This window comes from Lysobacter sp. CA199 (assembly GCF_052078715.1).
In the GTDB taxonomy this organism is placed as follows: domain Bacteria; phylum Pseudomonadota; class Gammaproteobacteria; order Xanthomonadales; family Xanthomonadaceae; genus Lysobacter.
This window is the reverse complement of the sequence record NZ_JBQJIL010000011.1, coordinates 263,985-281,563: the sequence shown is the minus strand read 5'-3', so window position 1 is coordinate 281,563 and position 17,579 is coordinate 263,985. Positions and strand designations below refer to the sequence as shown.

Below are 17,579 nucleotides of genomic sequence, written 5' to 3'. Positions count from 1 at the left end.
CGTCAGCGAAATCCATCAGGGCCAGCGGGCATTCGCGCCGCACAACAGGCCGGATATAAGACCGCAGTCCTGCTATCTGACCATCATCCGATCAACGGCTTGCTTTCCCGGAGGCGCCCATATAAGACCTTCCCTAGCGCAAGATCCACCACCGCAGTATGTTCCGTACGTTTCTCAGGCAATGCGACCTGATCAGACAATGCCCGTGGCATAACTGGGGAAGATGCAACACAAAAGAGGAGCGACCTTTCGGTCGCTCCTTTCATATGACTCGCGCAATAACTCTGCCCCGCTCTTAACTCACTCCACCCAAACCCGCGCATTGCGGAACATCCGCAACCACGGCGAGTCCTCGACCCAATCCTTCGGCGCCCAGCTGAAGTTGGCGCTGCGCAGGGTGCGCTCGGGATGCGGCATGAGGATGGTGGCGCGGCCGTCGCGGCTGGTCAGGCCGGCGATGCCGTCGGGCGAGCCGTTGGGGTTGAGCGGGTAACGGTCGGCGACGCGGCCTTCGCCGTCGATATAGCGCAGCGAGATGTCGGCGGCGGCTTGATCGGCGTTGCTGACGAAGTCGGCGCGGCCCTCGCCGTGTGCGATCGCGACCGGGATGCGCGAGCCGGCCATGCCGCGGAAGAACAGCGAGGGCGATTCGACCACTTCCAGCAGGCCCAGGCGGGCTTCGAACTGTTCGCTGCGGTTGCGCAGGAACACCGGCCAATGCTCGGCGCCCGGGACGATGGGCTTGAGCTGGGCCAGCATCTGGCAGCCGTTGCACACGCCCAGCGAGAAGCTGTCGGACCGGGCGAAGAACGCGGCGAACTGGTCGCGCAACGCGCTGCGCTCGAGAATGCTGGTGGCCCAGCCGCGGCCCGCGCCGAGCACGTCGCCGTAGCTGAAACCGCCGCAGGCGGCGAAGCCCTTGAACTCTTCAAGCTTGAAGCGGCCGTTGATGAGGTCGCTCATGTGCACGTCGAAGGCTTCGAAGCCGGCGCGGTCGAACGCGGCGGCCATTTCGATCTGGCCGTTGACGCCCTGCTCGCGCAGGATCGCTACCTTCGGCCGCACGCCTGTATTGATGAACGGCGCGGCGATGTCGTCGTTGGCGTCGAAGCTCAGCTTCGGCTTCATGCCCGGCGCGTTGAAGTCGCGCGCGATCGCGCGCTCCTCGTCGGCGCAGTCGGGGTTGTCGCGCAGCTTCTGCAATGCGTGGCTGGTCGACCACCAGGCGTCGAACAATTCGTCCCAACGCCATTCGACCAAAATCTTGCCGTCTTCCTTCACCCTCACCGAGGCCGCCGTGGTCGGCTTGGCGATGCGCTGCGCGCAGTCGATCAGGTTATGGCGCGCGATCAGGTCGGCGAATTCGGCGCGATCCTCGTTGTGGATCTGCACGATCGCGCCGAGTTCTTCGTTGAACAAGGTACGGAACGGGTCCTCGCCCCAGCCGTCCAGGCTGATGTCCAGGCCCAGGCGCGAGCAGAACGCCATTTCCGACAGCGTGGCGAAGGCGCCGCCGTCGCTGCGGTCGTGATAGGCCAGCAACAACCCGGCTTCGCGGGCTTCGCGGATCAGTTCGAAGAAATCGCGCAGACGCTGCGGGCTGTCGAGATCGGGCACGCCGGCGTCGAAACGGCTGGTGTCGCCGGGCGCGCCGGCGAACGCGGGCAGATCGCCACCGGCGCCCGTCGCGGGCTTTTCAACCGCATGGGGATGCACCTGCGCCAACACCGAACCGCCCAGGCGCTGCTTGCCCGCGCCCAAACCGATCAGCCACAACTCGGTGTCGGCTTCGCGCGAGAGCAAGGGGGTGAGCTGCTGGCGCACGTCGACCACCGGCGCGAACGCGCTGACGATCAACGACACCGGCGAGACCGACTTGGACGCGGTGTCGCCCGAACCCCACTGCGCCTGCATCGACAACGAATCCTTGCCGACCGGGATGCTCAATTCGAGTTCCGGACACAGTTCCAGGCCGACCGCCTTGACCGCGTCGAACAGCAGCGCGTCCTCGCCCGGATGCGACGCGGCAGCCATCCAGTTGGCCGACAGCTTGATCCGATTGAGCGATTCCACCGGCGCCGCGCACAGGTTGGTGATCGCTTCGCCGACCGCCATGCGCGCGGCCGCGGCCGCGTCCAGCAGCGCCAGCGGGGTGCGTTCGCCGATCGCCATCGCCTCGCCGACGAAGCCGTCGAATCCGGACAGGGTGATCGCGCAATCGGCCAACGGCAGCTGCCACGGGCCGATCATCTGATCGCGCGCGACCAGGCCGCCGACGGTGCGGTCGCCGATGGTGATCAGGAAGTTCTTCGCCGCCACGGTCGGATGGGCGAGCACACGCAGACCGGCGTCGCGCAGATCCAGGCCGGCCCAGCGCAGCGCCGGCCACGGCGCCGGTGCGGGATGGCGGGTGTCGCGGTGCATCTTCGGCGGTTTGCCGAACAGCACGTCCATCGGCAGATCGATGGGGTGAGCGGTGGCGCTTGCGGACCACTGGTCCGCGCCACCGCGAACGCCCGCAGGCTGTGCCTGCGGGCCGGGTGGAACAGACGCTTCGTTGTTGAACGAAGCTGTACCGCCATACACCGACTCTACCGTTGCGCCGTAACCGACCACCAAACGCTCTTCCGCCGTCGCATAACCCACCACCGCGAACGGGCAGCGCTCGCGTTCGCAGATCGCGGCGAAAGCGGCGATGCGGTCGGCCGGCAGGCCGAGCACGTAGCGTTCCTGTGATTCGTTGCACCACAACTGCATCGGCGACAGCGAGGGATCGTCGCTCGGCACCTGGGCCAGATCGATCACGCCGCCGAGGTTGGAATCGTGCAGCAGTTCGGGAATGGCGTTGGACAAACCGCCGGCGCCGACGTCGTGGGCGCTGTCGATCGGATTGTTCGCGCCGAGCGCGACGCAGCGGTCGATCACTTCCTGGCAGCGACGCTCCATTTCCGGGTTGTCGCGCTGCACGCTAGCGAAATCCAGCGCTTCGGCGCTGTCGCCGGACGCGACCGAACTGGCCGCGCCGCCGCCCAGGCCGATCAGCATCGCCGGGCCGCCGAGCACGATCACCGCATGGCCTGGCTTCAGCCCCAACTTGGCGACCTGCACGCGATCCATCGCGCCCAGACCGCCGGCCAGCATGATCGGCTTGTCGTAGGCGCGGGTCAGCGTGCCGTTGGACGCGAGGCCTTCGGACAACTCGAAGCTGCGGAAATAACCGACCAGGTTCGGGCGGCCGAATTCGTTATTGAACGCGGCCGCGCCGATCGGGCCGTCGAGCATGATTTCCAGCGCCGGCGCCATGCGCGGATTGAGCGCGCGCTGGCCTTCCCAGGGCTGCGGCAGAGTCGGAATGCGCAGATGCGAAACGCTGAAACCGCACAAGCCGGCCTTGGGCCGGCCGCCGCGGCCGGTCGCGCCTTCGTCGCGGATTTCGCCGCCGTTGCCGGTGCTCGCACCGGGGAACGGCGCGATCGCGGTCGGGTGGTTATGGGTTTCGACCTTGATGCAGAACGCCGAATCGATCTGCGCCTCGGCCGCATAGGCGTGGCTGCCCGGCTGCGGACGGAACCGGCGCGCCGCATAGCCTTCCACCACCGCGGCGTTGTCGCTGTAAGCCGACAGCGTGTTTTCCGGCGTCTGTGCGTGGGTGTGCTTGATCATCTTGAACAGCGAGTGCGACTGATCGCGGCCGTCGACGGTCCAGGAGGCGTTGAAGATCTTGTGCCGGCAATGCTCGGAATTGGCCTGGGCGAACATCATCAGTTCGACGTCGGCCGGGACGCGGCCGAGCGCGGCGTAGCGTTCGCGCAGGTAGGCGATTTCGTCGTCGGCCAGGGCCAGGCCCAGGCGCACGTTGGCCGCCTCCAACTGGTCCAGCGCGATCCGCTCCAGTTCGCCGCGCGCGGGCACCACGAACAAGGCGGCCGCATCGTCGCGCGCGTCCAGCAGCGACTGGGTCATCGGATCGTGCAGCACCTTGGCCAGCGCGCCCTGGGCGGCGGCATCGGCGGGCCAGCCGATGAGGTCGTAACGGGTGCCGCGTTCGACCCGCTTGACCGGCTGACCGGCGCCGCGCAACAGCTCGGTGGCCTTGCTGGCCCACGGCGACAGGGTGCCCAGGCGTGGGGTCACATAGCGCGAAACAGCATCGCTTTCGCGCGCCGCTTCGGTCGATTCGGCCTGCAGGATGCGGCGCAGGGTGGCATCGTCGGGTGCGGCGCCGGGCTCGGGCTCGACCCAGTACACGGGCCATGCGGCGAGCAGGCGGACATCGGGATGAAGGGCGGACAGGCGGGCTTGCAGCCGCTCGCGGCGGAACGAAGACAGGGCCGAGGGGCCCTCGAGGACGATCATGTCCGGGGAACCGTGCAACGCAGGGCCCGGTATTGTACCCAAAAGCGGGGAGCCGCTCCGGACGGCGGTCAGATGGCAAGCGCCGGGGCGATGGAGCATGAGGTCGCGGCTCGCGCCCCCGGAGGAACCTCGTTCGAGACGCCACTCCTGCGCAGGCCAGGGACGGGCCGCCTCAGCTGGCCACCTTCTGCCTTCTGCGCGACGGTTGACCCACAAATACGAAAGACCCGCTCGCGCGGGCCTTTCGTGTCGCATACAGCCGGCGTAGCCGGCCGTATTACAGCCCTCGGTATTACAGCCCGCCGACCGGCGCGGCCACCGCCGCGGTCGGCTTGGCGCCGCCGCCCTTGGATTCGGCCGCCAGCTTGTCCAGCGCCTGGCGCAGCTGCGCCGGCGGGACGTAGCCGCCGAGCTGGACGCCTTCGGAGGTCAGAATCATCGGCGTACCGGTCAGGCCGGCGCGCTGGCCGACTTCGTATTGCTGCTCGACCGAGTTCTTGCACTGCTTGGACGCGACGTTGCCGTGGTCGGACTTGGCGTCGGTCAGGGCCTTGCGGCGGTCGGCCGCGCACCAGACCGAGACCATCTTCTTATAGTCATCGCTGCCGATGCCCATGCGCGGGAAGGCCAGGTACTCCACCGCGATGCCCTGGCGGTTGTACTCGGCGATTTCGCTGTGCAGCTTGCGGCAGTAGCCGCATTCCACGTCGGTGAACACGGTGACGGTGTGCTTGGGGCTGGCCGGAGCGAACACGATGCGCTCGCTGGCCGGAATGGTCTTGATCAGGTCGCGACGCATCCCGGCCATGGTGTCCTCGCTCAGGTTGCGCTTGGCCTGGGTGTCGAACAGGGCGCCGCCGGAGCCGGGCAGGAACAGATAACGGCCGTCGTCGCTGACGTAGACCACCTGGCCCTGGGCCAGGGCTTCGCGGAAGCCCGGCATCGGCGCGGGGCCGACCTTCTCGATGGTGACGTTGGGGCTGAGCGTGCGGATGGCTTCGACCGCGCGTGCATCGGCGGTGCCGGCGGCGACCTTGGGCGCGGCGCCCTTGGACGCCTGCGCGGCCGGCTTGGCGGGGTCGGCGTTCGCCGCGGCGCCTTGCGGGGCCTGGGCGCAGGCGGACAGGCTGATCGCGCCGAGCACGGCGAACATGATGCGCTTCATCTATCGAATCCTTGGCGGTTTGACGTGGGCGTTCGACCGCCCGGTGGGGATTAGGTTCGCCCGATTGTGGCATGCCGGTCGTTCGGGGTTCGTGTTCCGCGACCCGGGTCACGCGGGTGGAGCGGGATTGGGTCGCGGATTGGGGGATTGGCTGCCTGGGGGCCGGCTGGGCGGTGGCGATGGCGGTGCGCTGGGCCTGATGGGGCGCGGTGGTCGCGGCTGCGCCGCTCCTGAGGGTTTCGGCGGACGGGAGGGGTTCGGGCGTACGCGGCGGTCGCGGCTGCGCCGCTCCTGAGGTCTTTCGCGGCGTGATCGCGCTTGGATGGAGAACGTTGCGAACTGATCGTTGCTCGCCCGGCCCGGCGCGGTGCGCCGGGCGTTCAAGCAAGCATGCGGCGGTGCCGCATGAGCGCTTGCTTTCACCCCCTCGGATGATGCCGGCTGTGCAGCTTCTTCAACTGCTCCCGAGCCACCAACGTATAAATCTGCGTCGTCGATAACGAGCTGTGCCCCAGCAACAACTGCAAGGCGCGCAGATCCGCGCCGCGATTGAGCAGATGCGTGGCGAAGCTGTGGCGCAGGCCGTGCGGGCTGATCTTGACTGGGTCGATCCCCGCCACGACAGCGTAGCGCTTGACCAGATGCCAGAACGCTTGCCGTGTCGGCGCTTCGCCGCTGGCTTCGATGAACAACGGCGCCAGTGCGCGCTTGCCGGCCAGTTGCGGACGCGATTGCGCCAGATAGCGCTCCAGCCAGTGCTGCGCTTCCTCGCCCAACGGCACCAGGCGCTCCTTGCTGCCCTTGCCCATCACCCGCAGCACGCCCTGGCGCAGGTTCACTCCGGTCGCGGGCAGATGCACCAGCTCGCTCACGCGCAAGCCGCAGGCGTACATCAGTTCGAGCATGGCGCGGTCGCGCAGGCCCAGCGGGTTGTCGGTATCGGGCGCGTTCAACAGCGCGTCGATCTGGCTTTCGGCCAACGCCTTGGGCAGCGAACGCGGCAATTTCGGCGGCGCGAGCAGGGCGGTGGGATCGTCGCGACGGTCGCCGCGGCGCAGGCGGAAGGCGTAGAAGGCGCGCAAGGCCGACAGCAGGCGCGCGTTGCTGCGCGGCGAATAGCCTTCCCGGGTACGCCAGGAGAGGTAGTCGAACAAGGCCGCGCGATCCGCACCGGCCAGGCCACGGCCGTCACGCCAGCGCGCCAGGCCTTCCAGATCGCGGCGATAACTGTCCAGGCTCTGCTGCGCCAGGCCGTTCTCGGCCCACACCGCGTCGAGAAACTGGGCGATCGCGACGGCGTCGGCCTGCTCCAGCGGCGGCATCGACATGGCCTGGGTGCGGCGCTGCGCGGGCGTGGCGGAACTCATGGACGGCAGCTTAGGCGGTGACGACCGATGGGGGAATGAATGCCTGCATTTTCGCCCGTGATCCGGCCGGCACCGACGCGTCGACGCGTCCGCCCGGCAACTCCCGCCACGTTCGCGATTATCCTGACGGCATGAATTCGCCCGACACCGCCGTCGACGCCAGCGACGCCCCGCCCCGCCCCGCCGCCCTGATCGTGTGGCGGTTGTTGTCGATGCTCTACGACTTGTTCCCGGTGTTGGCGCTGTGGATGGTCGCCGGCGCAGTGTTCGCGATCGGCTACACCCTGGCCGGCCACGACTCGCACGAGAACATCCAACCCTTCAGCGCGCTGCAATGGCTGCTGTGGCTGGTGTGCTGGGCGATCACCGGGGTGTATTCGACCTTCAGCTGGCGCCGCGGCGGCCAGACCCTGGGCATGCGGCCATGGCGTTTGCGCGTGATCGGCGCCGATGCGCAAGCGCCGGGCTGGAAAGCGTTGTGGCTCCGCTACTCGGTCGCAACCGTGTCGCTGCTGCTGGCGGGGCTGGGTTTCTGGTGGGCCTGGTTCGATCGCGAGCGCCTGACCTGGCACGACCGCGCCAGCGGCACGCGCACCATTCGCCTGCCTAAACGCCCGAAATAAACGGACGTCCTCCTGCGACCGCGAAACCGCGCTTGCGACGAAATCAACACCGTTGCGACCTGTTCCAGGTCGACGCGTTTGTGATTTCGCGTGCCGGCTGTGTTTTCGCGGATACCGCAGTGGCGTTGTCGCGGCTTGCGCTGCTCCTACAGTCGCTCCGTACAGCCACGCCAGCCCCGGTAGGCGCGGCGCAAGCCGCGACCGCGAATCACCAACAACGGCGAACCCACGCACCGTCGCTGGAACGGCCGCCTACGCAGGATCGAACCCGATCAACCCGACCGTCGTTTGAACAGATACGCCGAGACCGCCAGCATCACCACCGTCGGCGCCACATAGGCCAGGCGGAAGTCGAAGCGGAACACCTTGGCCAATTCGACGAACTGGGTCTGCAACAGCCAGAACACCAGCGCGAACACGATGCCGATGAACAAGCGCTTGCCCATGCCGCCGCTGCGCAAACTGCCGAAGGCGAACGGCACCGCCGCCAGGCACAGCGCCAGCACGTTCAAGGGATAGAACCATCTGCCCCAGTAATGCGCTTCGAATTCGCCGGCGTCGAGCTGGTTGCGCTCGCGGTCCTCGATCGCCTTGTGCAGCGCCTTGGCGCTGAGATAGCGCGGCCGGTTGGTGCCGCTCATCAGCGCCGAGCTGTCGAGCTTGGACTCCCAACGTTCCTCGGCGATCACCTTCTTTTCGGCCGATCTGGCGTGGAAGGTGGTGCGGGTGACGTTGCGCAGCAGCCAGCCGCCGGGACGGTGCTCGGCGATGCCGGCGACCGCGATCGACACCAGCCGCCCGTCCTGACCGAACTGGTACAGGCTGACGGAGCGCAGCTCCAGCCAACGATCCGCGCCCTGACTGCGTTCCTGGCCCTGGCCGGCGCTGAGGATCACATCGCCCTCGCGCGCCCACAGGCCGGAGTACTCGGCCACGACCTGGTTGTTGGACTTGGCCGCGGCCTTGAGCGATTCGGCGCGGCGCTGGGCCTCCGGCGCCAGGGTTTCGCCGTTGAGCACCATCAAACCGGTCAGGATCGCCAGCGCGCCGGCCACGGCGATGCTGAGCCGGCGCCGCGACAGCCCCACCGCGCGCAGCACGGTCAACTCCGAGGTCGCCGCCAACTGTCCCAGCGCCATCAGCGAACCGACCACCGAGGCGTAAGGGAACAGCGCATAAGCCCGGCGCGGAACGGTCAGCGCCATGTACGCCAGAGCCTGCATGAAGCCGTAGCGGCCCTTGCCGATGTCGCCGAACTCGCCGACGAAACTGAGCATGAAGTCCAGGCCCAACAGCACGGCCCAGGTCAGCAGGACCGTGCTCAGCACCACCTTGCCGACATAAATGTCGTGGATCTTCGGAAAGGGCTTCATACCAGGCTCCGCCTGCGGCCGACCCGGCCGTCGCGGAAATACATCCAGGCCGTCACCGCCACCAGCGGCAAAGTGAGCCACCACAGGCCCAGCATCGGCGGAATCTTGCCGTCCTCGATCCAGCCGGTGCCCATCATCATGAAGTTGTTGCCGATCAGGTAGGCCAGAAAGCCGATCAGCATGCTGCCGTAGCGGGCCTGGCGCGGCGTGCTGCGCGCCAACGGGATGGCCAGCAGCGCGAAGGCCAGCGCCAGCAACGGCGGCGCCAGGCGGTAATGCAGCTGCGCGGCGGCTTCACGGCGCGAATCGCCGACCAATTGCACGGTGGTCAGCATTTCCGGGGATTTGGGGTCGTAGCGGTCTTCGTTGGCCGGCAGCAGCACGTCGTTGCGCACATAGCGCATCAGCCGGTAGTTCAGGTTGCCGTCGACCGGGCCCTCCACCTCGAAGCCGTCGTCCAGGCTCAGATAGCGCTCGCCGTTGGCGTCCACGGTCAGCCGGCCGGTCTTGGAGGTGGTGATGTCGACCCGGCCGGGCTTGTGGCGATAGATGAAGATGCGATCGAAGCTCTTGCCGTCGTTGGACATGCCGCCGACGTAGATCACCCCGTTGTCGTTGGGCAGGCCGGTGAAGGCGCCCGGCTCCAGACCGGCCACGACCAGGCTGCGGTTGGCCTCGTTGATCATCTGCCGCGAGGCCCTGTCGGCCCAGGGGCCCAGCCACAGCGAGCAGGCGCCGACCACCAGGATGATCGGCCCGGCCACCATCAGCAGCGGCTTGAGCAGCCGGCGCGGGCCCACGCCGATCGAGGAGATCACCGGCATTTCCGAATCGCGGTACAGCCGGCCCATGCCCATCATCAGGCCGAGCATCAGCGACAACGGCAGGATCAGCGGCAGCCACTTGATCAGCACCAACCCCAGCTGAATCAGCATCATGCCCGCCGGGACCTTGCCCTTGGCGATGTCCTCGAGCACGTCAGTGAACGCGCCGCCGACGCTTACGATCAGCAGCACCACCAGGGTGGCGAAGATCGCCTGGGCGAATTCGCCGATCAGATAACGGTCAAGCTTGAGCATCGGGCGTGGGGGCGCGCTTCGGGTTGGGCTTCGGCATCGGGCGGGCTTGCTTTAAACTCGGGGGTTCGTTCGACGGCCGTCCGGCCCCGCACGCCCCCGGATCACGGTCCGGGAGTCGGGTCCAAGTCCCGGTTGCGAATCCATGCGCGCCTTGCGGCGCCGGAGGCCTCACGGCTCCGGCCGCGGGCCTCGCGGTCCGCAACGCCGGCTTCGACAAAGCCTGACGATTGTACGTACTCACCTTCTTATCTGCTCGGGAATCTGTTGGATGACCCTCGAATTCGACCTGAACCACGACGCGGCCGCTGCCGCTCAAACCGATTGCGTCGTGGTAGGCGCCTTTGCCGACAAGACCCTGACCGCTGCCGCGCGAACGCTGGATGAAGTCAGCGGCGGCCGCCTGACCGTGCTGCTGGAGCGCGGCGACATCAGCGGCAAGACCGGCAAGACCTCGCTGCTGCACGACGTGCCCGGCGTGACCGCCCCGCGCGTGCTGGTGGTCGGCCTGGGCGAAGCCGGCAAGTTCGGCGTGGCCCAATACCTCAAGGCGGTCGGCGATGCCGCGCGCGCGCTCAAGACCGGCCCGGTCGCGCACGCCCTGCTGACCCTGAGCGAAGAGCCGGTGCTCGGCCGCGACGCCGCCTGGGCGATCCGCCAGGCCGCCATCGCCGCCGATCACGCCTGCTACCGCTACACCGCGACCCTGGGCAAGAAGAAGGACGAGCCCGGCCTGCGCAAGCTCAGCATCAGCGGCAACGACACCGTCGCCGTGGCGCAGGGCCAGGCCATCGCCGCCGGCGTCAAGTTCGCGCGCGAACTCGGCAACCTGCCGCCGAACGTCTGCAACCCGGCCTATCTGGCCCAGCAGGCGAGCGAATTCGCCGGCCGCTTCGACACCACCGACTGCGAAGTGCTCGATCGCGAGCAGATGCAGGAACTGGGCATGGGGTCGCTGCTCGCGGTGGCGCGCGGCTCGGCCAATCCGCCCAAGCTGATCGTGTTGAAGTACAACAACGGCGGCGACGCCAAGCCGTATGTATTGGTCGGCAAGGGCATCACCTTCGATACCGGCGGCATCAACCTCAAGGTCCAGGGCGGCATCGAGGAGATGAAGTTCGACATGTGCGGCGCCGCATCGGTGCTGGGCACCTTCGTCTCGGCGGTCGGCATGCAGTTGCCGATCAACCTGGTGGTGATCGTCCCGGCCGTGGAAAACATGCCCGACGCCGACGCCTACCGTCCGTCCGACGTGCTCACCAGCATGTCCGGCAAGACCATCGAAGTCGGCAACACCGACGCCGAGGGCCGCCTGATCCTGTGCGACGCGCTGACCTACGCGCAGCGTTTCGAGCCGCAGGCCCTGCTCGACGTGGCTACGCTCACCGGCGCCTGCGTGGTCGCGCTGGGCAAGTTCGCCACCGGCCTGATGAGCAAGGACGACGACCTGTCGGCCGAACTGCTCGGCGCCGGCGAGCAAGTGTTCGACCGCGCCTGGCGCCTGCCGCTGTGGGACGAGTACCAGACCCAGCTCGAATCGACTTTCGCCGACGTCTACAACATCGGCGGCCGCTGGGCCGGCGCGATCACCGCCGGCTGCTTCCTGTCGCGCTTCACCGAAGGCCAGCGCTGGGCGCATCTGGATATCGCCGGCGTATCCAACGAAGAAGGCAAGCGCGGCCTGGCGACCGGCCGTCCGGTCGGCCTGCTGTCGCAATGGCTGCTCGAACGTAACGCTTGAGCATGAAACGCCGCGCGCTGATTCTGGCCGCGGCGACGGCCTTGGCCGGCGGCATCCACACGATGTCGCCGTACGCGCGCGGCGGCGAGCAGACCCTGGTCGATTGGGTGCTGATCGCGCTGGGCCTGTTCTGGGTGTTCATGTGGTTGCATGCGGATCAGCGCGAGTTCGGCCATCGGCGCTCGCCGTGGATGAACCTCGGCATCGTGCTGCTGTCGGTCTTGTTCATCCCGATCTATCTGGCGCGCACTCGGCCGGCGGGACGCAAGCTGGCGGCGGTGGGTTGGTTCTTCGTGGTGTTGCTGGGCTGGTTCAGTTTGAACCTGCTCGGCGCGCTGCTCGGGTATTTCGTTTTCGGCGGCTCGGCCGCATCTACTGGTTGATGCTTGCTTATGGCCCGCGCTGACTTTTATCTGATCCAATCGCCGCGTTTCAAAGAGGAACCGCTTCGGTTGGTCTGCGAGCTCACGCGCAAAGCCCACGACGCCGGCCTGCCGACCCTGATCCTGGCGCGCAGCGCCGAGCAGGCCGAGCAGCTCGACGACATGCTGTGGGACATGGGCGAAGACGCCTACATCCCGCACCAGATCGCCGGCATGGACGAGGACGAGGACGAAGCCGACGTGCTGATCGCCGCGCCCGAGTCCGACCCCGCGTTGCGCGCGCTGGTGATCAACCTGCGCGACGCCGCGGTCGCCGAGGGTTTCGACCGGGTGCTGGAAGTGGTGCCGGCCGACGACTCCGCGCGCGGCCCGCTGCGCGAGCGCTGGAAGCAGTACCAGGCGCGCGGGCTGACTTTGAACAAGCACGATATGTGAGAGCTGGGATTAGGGATTCGAGATTCGAAACCCGCCCGGCCCTTGATCTTCCGAATCCCCAATCCCGAATCCCTGCCCTCATGTCTCTCGCCTCCAGCTACGACCCCAAACAGTTCGAAACCCGCCTGTACGAACAGTGGGAAAGCAGCGGCGTATTCAAGCCGCGCGGCGAGGGCCAGCCCTACACCATCCTGCTGCCGCCGCCCAACGTCACCGGCACCTTGCACATGGGCCACGCGTTCCAGCACACGCTGCAGGACGCGCTGATCCGTTACCACCGCATGCGCGGTTACGACACGCTGTGGCAGATGGGCACCGACCACGCCGGCATCGCCACCGAAATGGTGGTGGCGCGCAATCTGGGCGCCGAAGGCCTGACCCGCGACGGCCTGGGCCGCGAGGGTTTCATCGAGAAGGTCTGGGAGTGGAAGGGTCTGTCGGGCGACACCATCGAACGCCAGATGCGCCGCCTGGGCACATCGGGCGACTGGTCGCGTTCGGTGTTCACCATGGATCCGATCGCCTCCAACGCGGTGGTCGAAGCCTTCGTGCGCATGCACGAACAAGGCCTGATCTATCGCGGCCAGCGTCTGGTCAATTGGGATCCGGTGCTCAAGACCGCGATCTCCGATCTGGAAGTCGTCAACGAAGAAGAAGACGGTTTCCTGTGGTCGATCGCGTATCCCCTCAGCGACGGCAGCGCCACGCTCGTGGTCGCGACCACACGCCCTGAAACCATGCTCGGCGATACCGCGGTCATGGTCCATCCGGAGGATGAGCGCTACCGGCACCTGATCGGCAAGACCGTGACCCTGCCGCTGAGCGCGCGCGAGATTCCGATCATCGCCGACAGCTATGTCGATCGCGAATTCGGCACCGGCGTGGTCAAGGTGACCCCGGCGCACGACTTCAACGACTACGCGGTCGGTCAGCGCCACAACCTGCCGATGATCAATATCTTCACCCCCGACGCGGCGGTCAACGACAATGCCCCGGCCAAATACGTCGGCCTGGATCGTTACGAAGCGCGCAAAGTCGTGCTCGCCGATCTGGAAGCGGAAGGCATCCTCGTCGAGACCAAGCCGCACAAGCTGCAGGTGCCGCGCGGCGACCGCACCAACCAGGTGATCGAACCGTACCTGACCGACCAGTGGTTCGTGCAGATGGACGGGCTGGCCAAGCGCGGCCTGGAACTCGTCGAGAAGGGAGACGTGCGCTTCGTTCCGCCGAACTGGATCAGCACCTATCGCCATTGGATGGAAAACATCCAGGACTGGTGCATCAGCCGACAGCTGTGGTGGGGCCATCGCATTCCGGCGTGGTACGACGCCCAGGGCAACATCTTCGTCGGCCGCGACGAGGCCGATGCGCGCGCGCGCGGCGGCATCGGCGCCGATGTCGTCCTGCGCCAGGACAACGACGTGCTCGAAACCTGGTTCTCCTCGGGCCTGTGGCCGTTCAGCACGATGGGCTGGCCGGATGAGGCGTCGATGGGCGCGCGCGGATTCGAACGCTTCGTGCCGTCGTCGGTGCTCGTCACCGGCTTCGACATCATCTTCTTCTGGGTCGCGCGCATGATCATGCTGACCGACCACTTCACCGGGCAGATTCCGTTCAAGGACGTCTACATCACCGGCCTGGTGCGCGATAAGGACGGACAGAAGATGTCCAAGTCCAAGGGTAACGTGCTCGACCCGATCGATCTGGTCGACGGCATCACCCTGGATGCGCTGGTCGCCAAGCGCACCACCGGACTGATGAATCCCAAGCAGGCCGAGAAGATCGAGAAACATACGCGCAAGGAATTCCCCGAAGGCATCCCCGCCTTCGGCGCCGACGCGCTGCGCTTCACCATCTCGGCCCTGGCCACGCACGGCCGCGACATCAAGTTCGACCTCGGCCGCGCCGAGGGCTACAAGAATTTCTGCAACAAGCTGTGGAACGCCACCCGCTTCGTGCTGATGAACACCGAAGGCGCCCGCTTCGACGGCGCGCCGCAGCCCAGGACCGATGCCGAGCGCTGGATCCTGGCGCAGTTGGCCAAGGCCTCGGCCGAGGCGGAAACGCATTTCGCCGCGTACCGCTTCGACCTGCTCGCACAGAGCCTGTACGAGTTCGCCTGGAACGCGTTCTGCGACTGGTTCGTCGAACTGTCCAAGCCGGCGCTGCAAGGCGAAGACGCGGCGGCCGCCGACAGCACCCGTCACACCTTGCTGCACGTGCTCGAACGCCTGTTGTCGCTGCTGCACCCGCTGATTCCATTCGTGACCGAGGAACTGTGGCAGCAGGTCGCGCCCAAGCTCGGCATCGCCGAGACGACGGTGATGCTGCGCCCGTACCCGCAGGCTTCGGAACTGGCCGGCGACTACGCCCAGGCCGAGGCCGACGTGGAGTGGCTCAAGGCGATGGTGTCGGCGCTGCGCAAGGTGCGCAGCGAGCTCAACGTCAAGCCTTCGGACTTCGTGTCGCTGCTGCTGACCAAGGGCGATGCTTCCGATCGCGTGCGGACCGAACGCTTCGCTTCGCAGCTCAAGTTCCTCAACCGGCTCGATCGCATCGAATTCGTCGACGACGGCGCGCCGACGCCGCCGGCCGCACCCGCGGTGGTCGGTGAGCTGACCTTGCTGGTGCCGCTGCCGGCCGACAAGCTCGATGCAGAACGCGTGCGCCTGGATAAAGAGATCAAGCGCATGGACGGCGAGATCGGCAAGAGCAAGGCCAAGCTGTCCAGCGACACCTTCGTGCAGAACGCGCCGGCCGCAGTGGTCGAACAGGAGCGCAAGCGCCTGGTCGATTGGAATGTGCAGCTCGAAGGCCTGGCCGCGCAGCGCGCCAAGTTGAACTGAGTCAGCGGCGCGCCGGCGATGAAACCGATGCTGCATCACCTGTCGTTCGGCGTCGCCGATCTCGCGCGTTCGGCGGCGTTCTACGACGCCGCGCTGGGCGCGTTGGGCTATCGACGGGTGTGGGCCGATGAGGTATCGGTGGGCTACGGCGCGGCCGACGGCGAAGAAGCGTTCGCGATCAAGCAACGCGCCGGCGCGACCGCGCCGGGCGAAGGATTCCATCTCGCGCTTTCGGCCGCCGCTCGCGAGGCGGTGGACGCGTTCCACTGCGCGGCGCTCGCGCAGGGCGGCCGCGACAACGGCGCGCCCGGGCTGCGACCGGACTACGGCCCGGCTTATTACGCGGCGTTCGTGACCGATCCGGACGGATATCAGGTCGAAGCGGTGATCGTGGGCGAATAAGACCACGCGCAAGCGCGAAGTATCTTGTGGGAGGGGCTTCAGCCCCGACGCTTTCCGCTCCGATCACCACGCAGCCTATCGCCAGTTCATTAAAAGTCTCCCGCCTTCCACCCGGCCTGAGCGAAGAGCGTCGGGGCTGAAGCCCCTCCCACAAAAGCGCTGAAGCCCCTCGCACAAAAACCTCAAACACCTCGCACACCGCGGCGCCCGCCAACCAATCGCAAACTTGGGCTCTTGTGGCGCGCGAACGCAGCCGCCTAGGCTAGGTCACCGCGGTTCGAGGGGAACGCCATGCGCCATATTCTGCTGTTGGGTCTTTGCCTGCTGGCGGCACCCGCCTTCGCCCAGAACTGCCCGCCCGCCGGACACACCAAGGCGTCCCTGGAAGCGCTGAAGGCGCAGCAATTCGCGCTGCCCGATGCGGGCGCGAAACGACAGCTCGCCGACGCCCTGCTCGGCTGCCTGTCCGATCCGAACCCGGACCTGCGCGACGGCATCGCCTACGAAGCCCTGGCCCATTGGATGCGCGCCGGCGATTTCGATGCTCCGGCTTTGCGCACGCTGCGCGACAAGTTGTACAGATCGCTGGACGGCGAAGACAAGACGGGCTTCAGCAAACCCTTCGCGGCGCTGGTGCTGTCGGAAGTCGCGCGCACCGACCGCATCGGCCCGTGGATGACGCCGCAAGAACGCGCGGCGATGACCGAGCGCGCGGCGGACTACGTCGAATCGGTGCGCGATTACCGCGGTTACATCGAAGGCGAAGGCTGGCGCCACGGCGTCGCCCACGGCGCCGACTGGCTGATGCAGCTGAGCTTGAATCCGGCATTGGAGCGCGCGCAATACCGGCGCATCCTGGCCGCGATCGCGGCGCAGGTGGTGCCGCGCAGTCATGCCTATGTGTTCGGCGAACCCGAGCGTTTGGCCAAGCCACTGTTGTTCACGGCCAAGCGCGGCTTGTTGTCGGATGCGGATTGGGCTGCGTGGTTCGCAGCGTTGCCGCCGAAAGTCGGCAAGCTCGATCGCGCGGATTACGCCGGCTGGTTGGCGCGGCGGCATGATCTGCTGGCGTTTCTGACCGGCTTGTATCTGCAGGCGGATCAAAGCGAGGACGCGGCGATCAAGGCGCTTAAGCCGACGATCATGGCGGCGTTGAAGCAAATGCAGTAAGAGACTTGCTGCCACGGCGATTTGAGACGAAAACGTCGGGGCTCAAGGCCCTCCCACAAGAGCAGGCCATTCCCGCAAGGGAGGCCGCTTCCATAAGCGCAAGCTCATCCGCGGGAAGTTTTGTCGCAAGCCGCCGCCGCGCGGCGGCTTATTCCTCGGCGAACAACTCGATCGCCATCACCAACGCATCCTCGCGTCCGCCACGCGCGGGGTAATAACGCGGACGCCGGCCGATCTCGTTGAAGCCTTCGCTGTGATACAGCGCGATCGCGCCCGGGTTGGACGGGCGCACTTCCAGGAACACCCGTTCGGCGCCGCGGCCGCGGGCGACATGCAGCAGCGCGCGCAACAGCTTGCGGCCGAAGCCGTGGCCGTGCGCTTCCGGCGCGACGCAAACGTTGAGCACGTGCGCTTCGCCGGCGGCCACGCTCATCAGGAAATAGCCGAGGATGCGGTCCTGCTCGGTGAGCACCCAGGACGGATAGTCGGCGCGCAGGCAGTCGCGGAAGATGCCGGGTGTCCAGGGGAATTCGTAGGCGCGGATCTCGATGGCGTGGACCCGCTCGAGATCGTCCTCGCGCATCGGCCGCAACCCGGGCGGCGCGGTGGCGGCATCGGCGTCCAGGTCCGAGGCCATCGCGC

The 17,579-nt window shown here is 67.1% G+C and carries 13 protein-coding genes; 7 read left to right on the top strand and 6 right to left on the bottom strand.

Going from position 1 to position 17,579, the window contains the following annotated elements:
* Positions 1 to 300: 300 nt before the first annotated feature.
* The 3 genes from purL to xerD form a co-directional block, all read right to left on the bottom strand.
* Positions 301 to 4,356, bottom strand: coding sequence for a phosphoribosylformylglycinamidine synthase (gene purL, locus ACTOWJ_RS21220; protein WP_441336590.1), 4,056 nt, complete (start codon positions 4,354 to 4,356; stop codon positions 301 to 303).
* A 292-nt stretch (positions 4,357 to 4,648) separates the two neighbouring features.
* Positions 4,649 to 5,521, bottom strand: coding sequence for a thioredoxin fold domain-containing protein (locus ACTOWJ_RS21215; RefSeq protein ID WP_441336589.1), 873 nt, complete (start codon positions 5,519 to 5,521; stop codon positions 4,649 to 4,651).
* A gap of 419 nt (positions 5,522 to 5,940) precedes the next feature.
* Entirely contained in the window at positions 5,941 to 6,888 is a 948-nt protein-coding gene (gene xerD / locus ACTOWJ_RS21210; RefSeq protein WP_441336588.1) for a site-specific tyrosine recombinase XerD, read from the bottom strand.
* Positions 6,889 to 7,019: 131 nt separating this feature from the next.
* Here xerD and ACTOWJ_RS21205 point away from each other — a divergent pair, with 131 nt between their 5' ends.
* Complete coding sequence (locus ACTOWJ_RS21205) at positions 7,020 to 7,511, top strand: RDD family protein (protein WP_441336603.1); 492 nt, start codon at positions 7,020 to 7,022, stop codon at positions 7,509 to 7,511.
* Between the two features lie 272 nt (positions 7,512 to 7,783).
* Here the strand turns inward: ACTOWJ_RS21205 and lptG are convergent, their stop codons facing one another.
* Together lptG and lptF are read right to left on the bottom strand one after the other, a co-directional pair.
* Entirely contained in the window at positions 7,784 to 8,884 is a 1,101-nt protein-coding gene (gene lptG / locus ACTOWJ_RS21200; RefSeq protein WP_441336587.1) for an LPS export ABC transporter permease LptG, read from the bottom strand.
* A complete protein-coding gene (gene lptF / locus ACTOWJ_RS21195) occupies positions 8,881 to 9,963 on the bottom strand; it encodes an LPS export ABC transporter permease LptF (protein ID WP_441336586.1) in 1,083 nt (360 codons plus the stop codon). Before lptF ends, lptG begins: the two co-directional genes overlap by 4 nt.
* 268 nt (positions 9,964 to 10,231) lie before the next feature.
* On the opposite strand from lptF, the gene ACTOWJ_RS21190 reads away from it, so the two are divergent.
* The 6 genes from ACTOWJ_RS21190 (at position 10,232) to ACTOWJ_RS21165 (ending at position 16,937) form a co-directional block, all read left to right on the top strand.
* Complete coding sequence (locus ACTOWJ_RS21190; RefSeq protein WP_441336585.1) at positions 10,232 to 11,701, top strand: leucyl aminopeptidase; 1,470 nt, start codon at positions 10,232 to 10,234, stop codon at positions 11,699 to 11,701.
* A complete protein-coding gene (locus tag ACTOWJ_RS21185) occupies positions 11,698 to 12,084 on the top strand; it encodes a hypothetical protein (RefSeq protein WP_441336584.1) in 387 nt (128 codons plus the stop codon). Before ACTOWJ_RS21190 ends, ACTOWJ_RS21185 begins: the two co-directional genes overlap by 4 nt.
* A gap of 9 nt (positions 12,085 to 12,093) precedes the next feature.
* A complete protein-coding gene (locus ACTOWJ_RS21180; RefSeq protein WP_441336583.1) occupies positions 12,094 to 12,519 on the top strand; it encodes a DNA polymerase III subunit chi in 426 nt (141 codons plus the stop codon).
* 80 nt (positions 12,520 to 12,599) lie between these two features.
* Positions 12,600 to 15,365, top strand: a complete 2,766-nt coding sequence (locus ACTOWJ_RS21175) for a valine--tRNA ligase (protein WP_441336582.1) — start codon at positions 12,600 to 12,602, stop codon at positions 15,363 to 15,365.
* Positions 15,366 to 15,392: 27 nt separating this feature from the next.
* Positions 15,393 to 15,767, top strand: coding sequence for a VOC family protein (locus tag ACTOWJ_RS21170; protein WP_441336602.1), 375 nt, complete (start codon positions 15,393 to 15,395; stop codon positions 15,765 to 15,767).
* Positions 15,768 to 16,058: 291 nt separating this feature from the next.
* Entirely contained in the window at positions 16,059 to 16,937 is an 879-nt protein-coding gene (locus tag ACTOWJ_RS21165; RefSeq protein WP_441336581.1) for a DUF2785 domain-containing protein, read from the top strand.
* 148 nt (positions 16,938 to 17,085) lie between these two features.
* On the opposite strand, the gene rimI is transcribed toward ACTOWJ_RS21165, so the two are convergent.
* Positions 17,086 to 17,562: a ribosomal protein S18-alanine N-acetyltransferase gene (gene rimI / locus ACTOWJ_RS21160; RefSeq protein WP_441336601.1), complete on the bottom strand. Its 477-nt coding sequence runs from the start codon at positions 17,560 to 17,562 to the stop codon at positions 17,086 to 17,088.
* Positions 17,563 to 17,579: the final 17 nt, after the last annotated feature.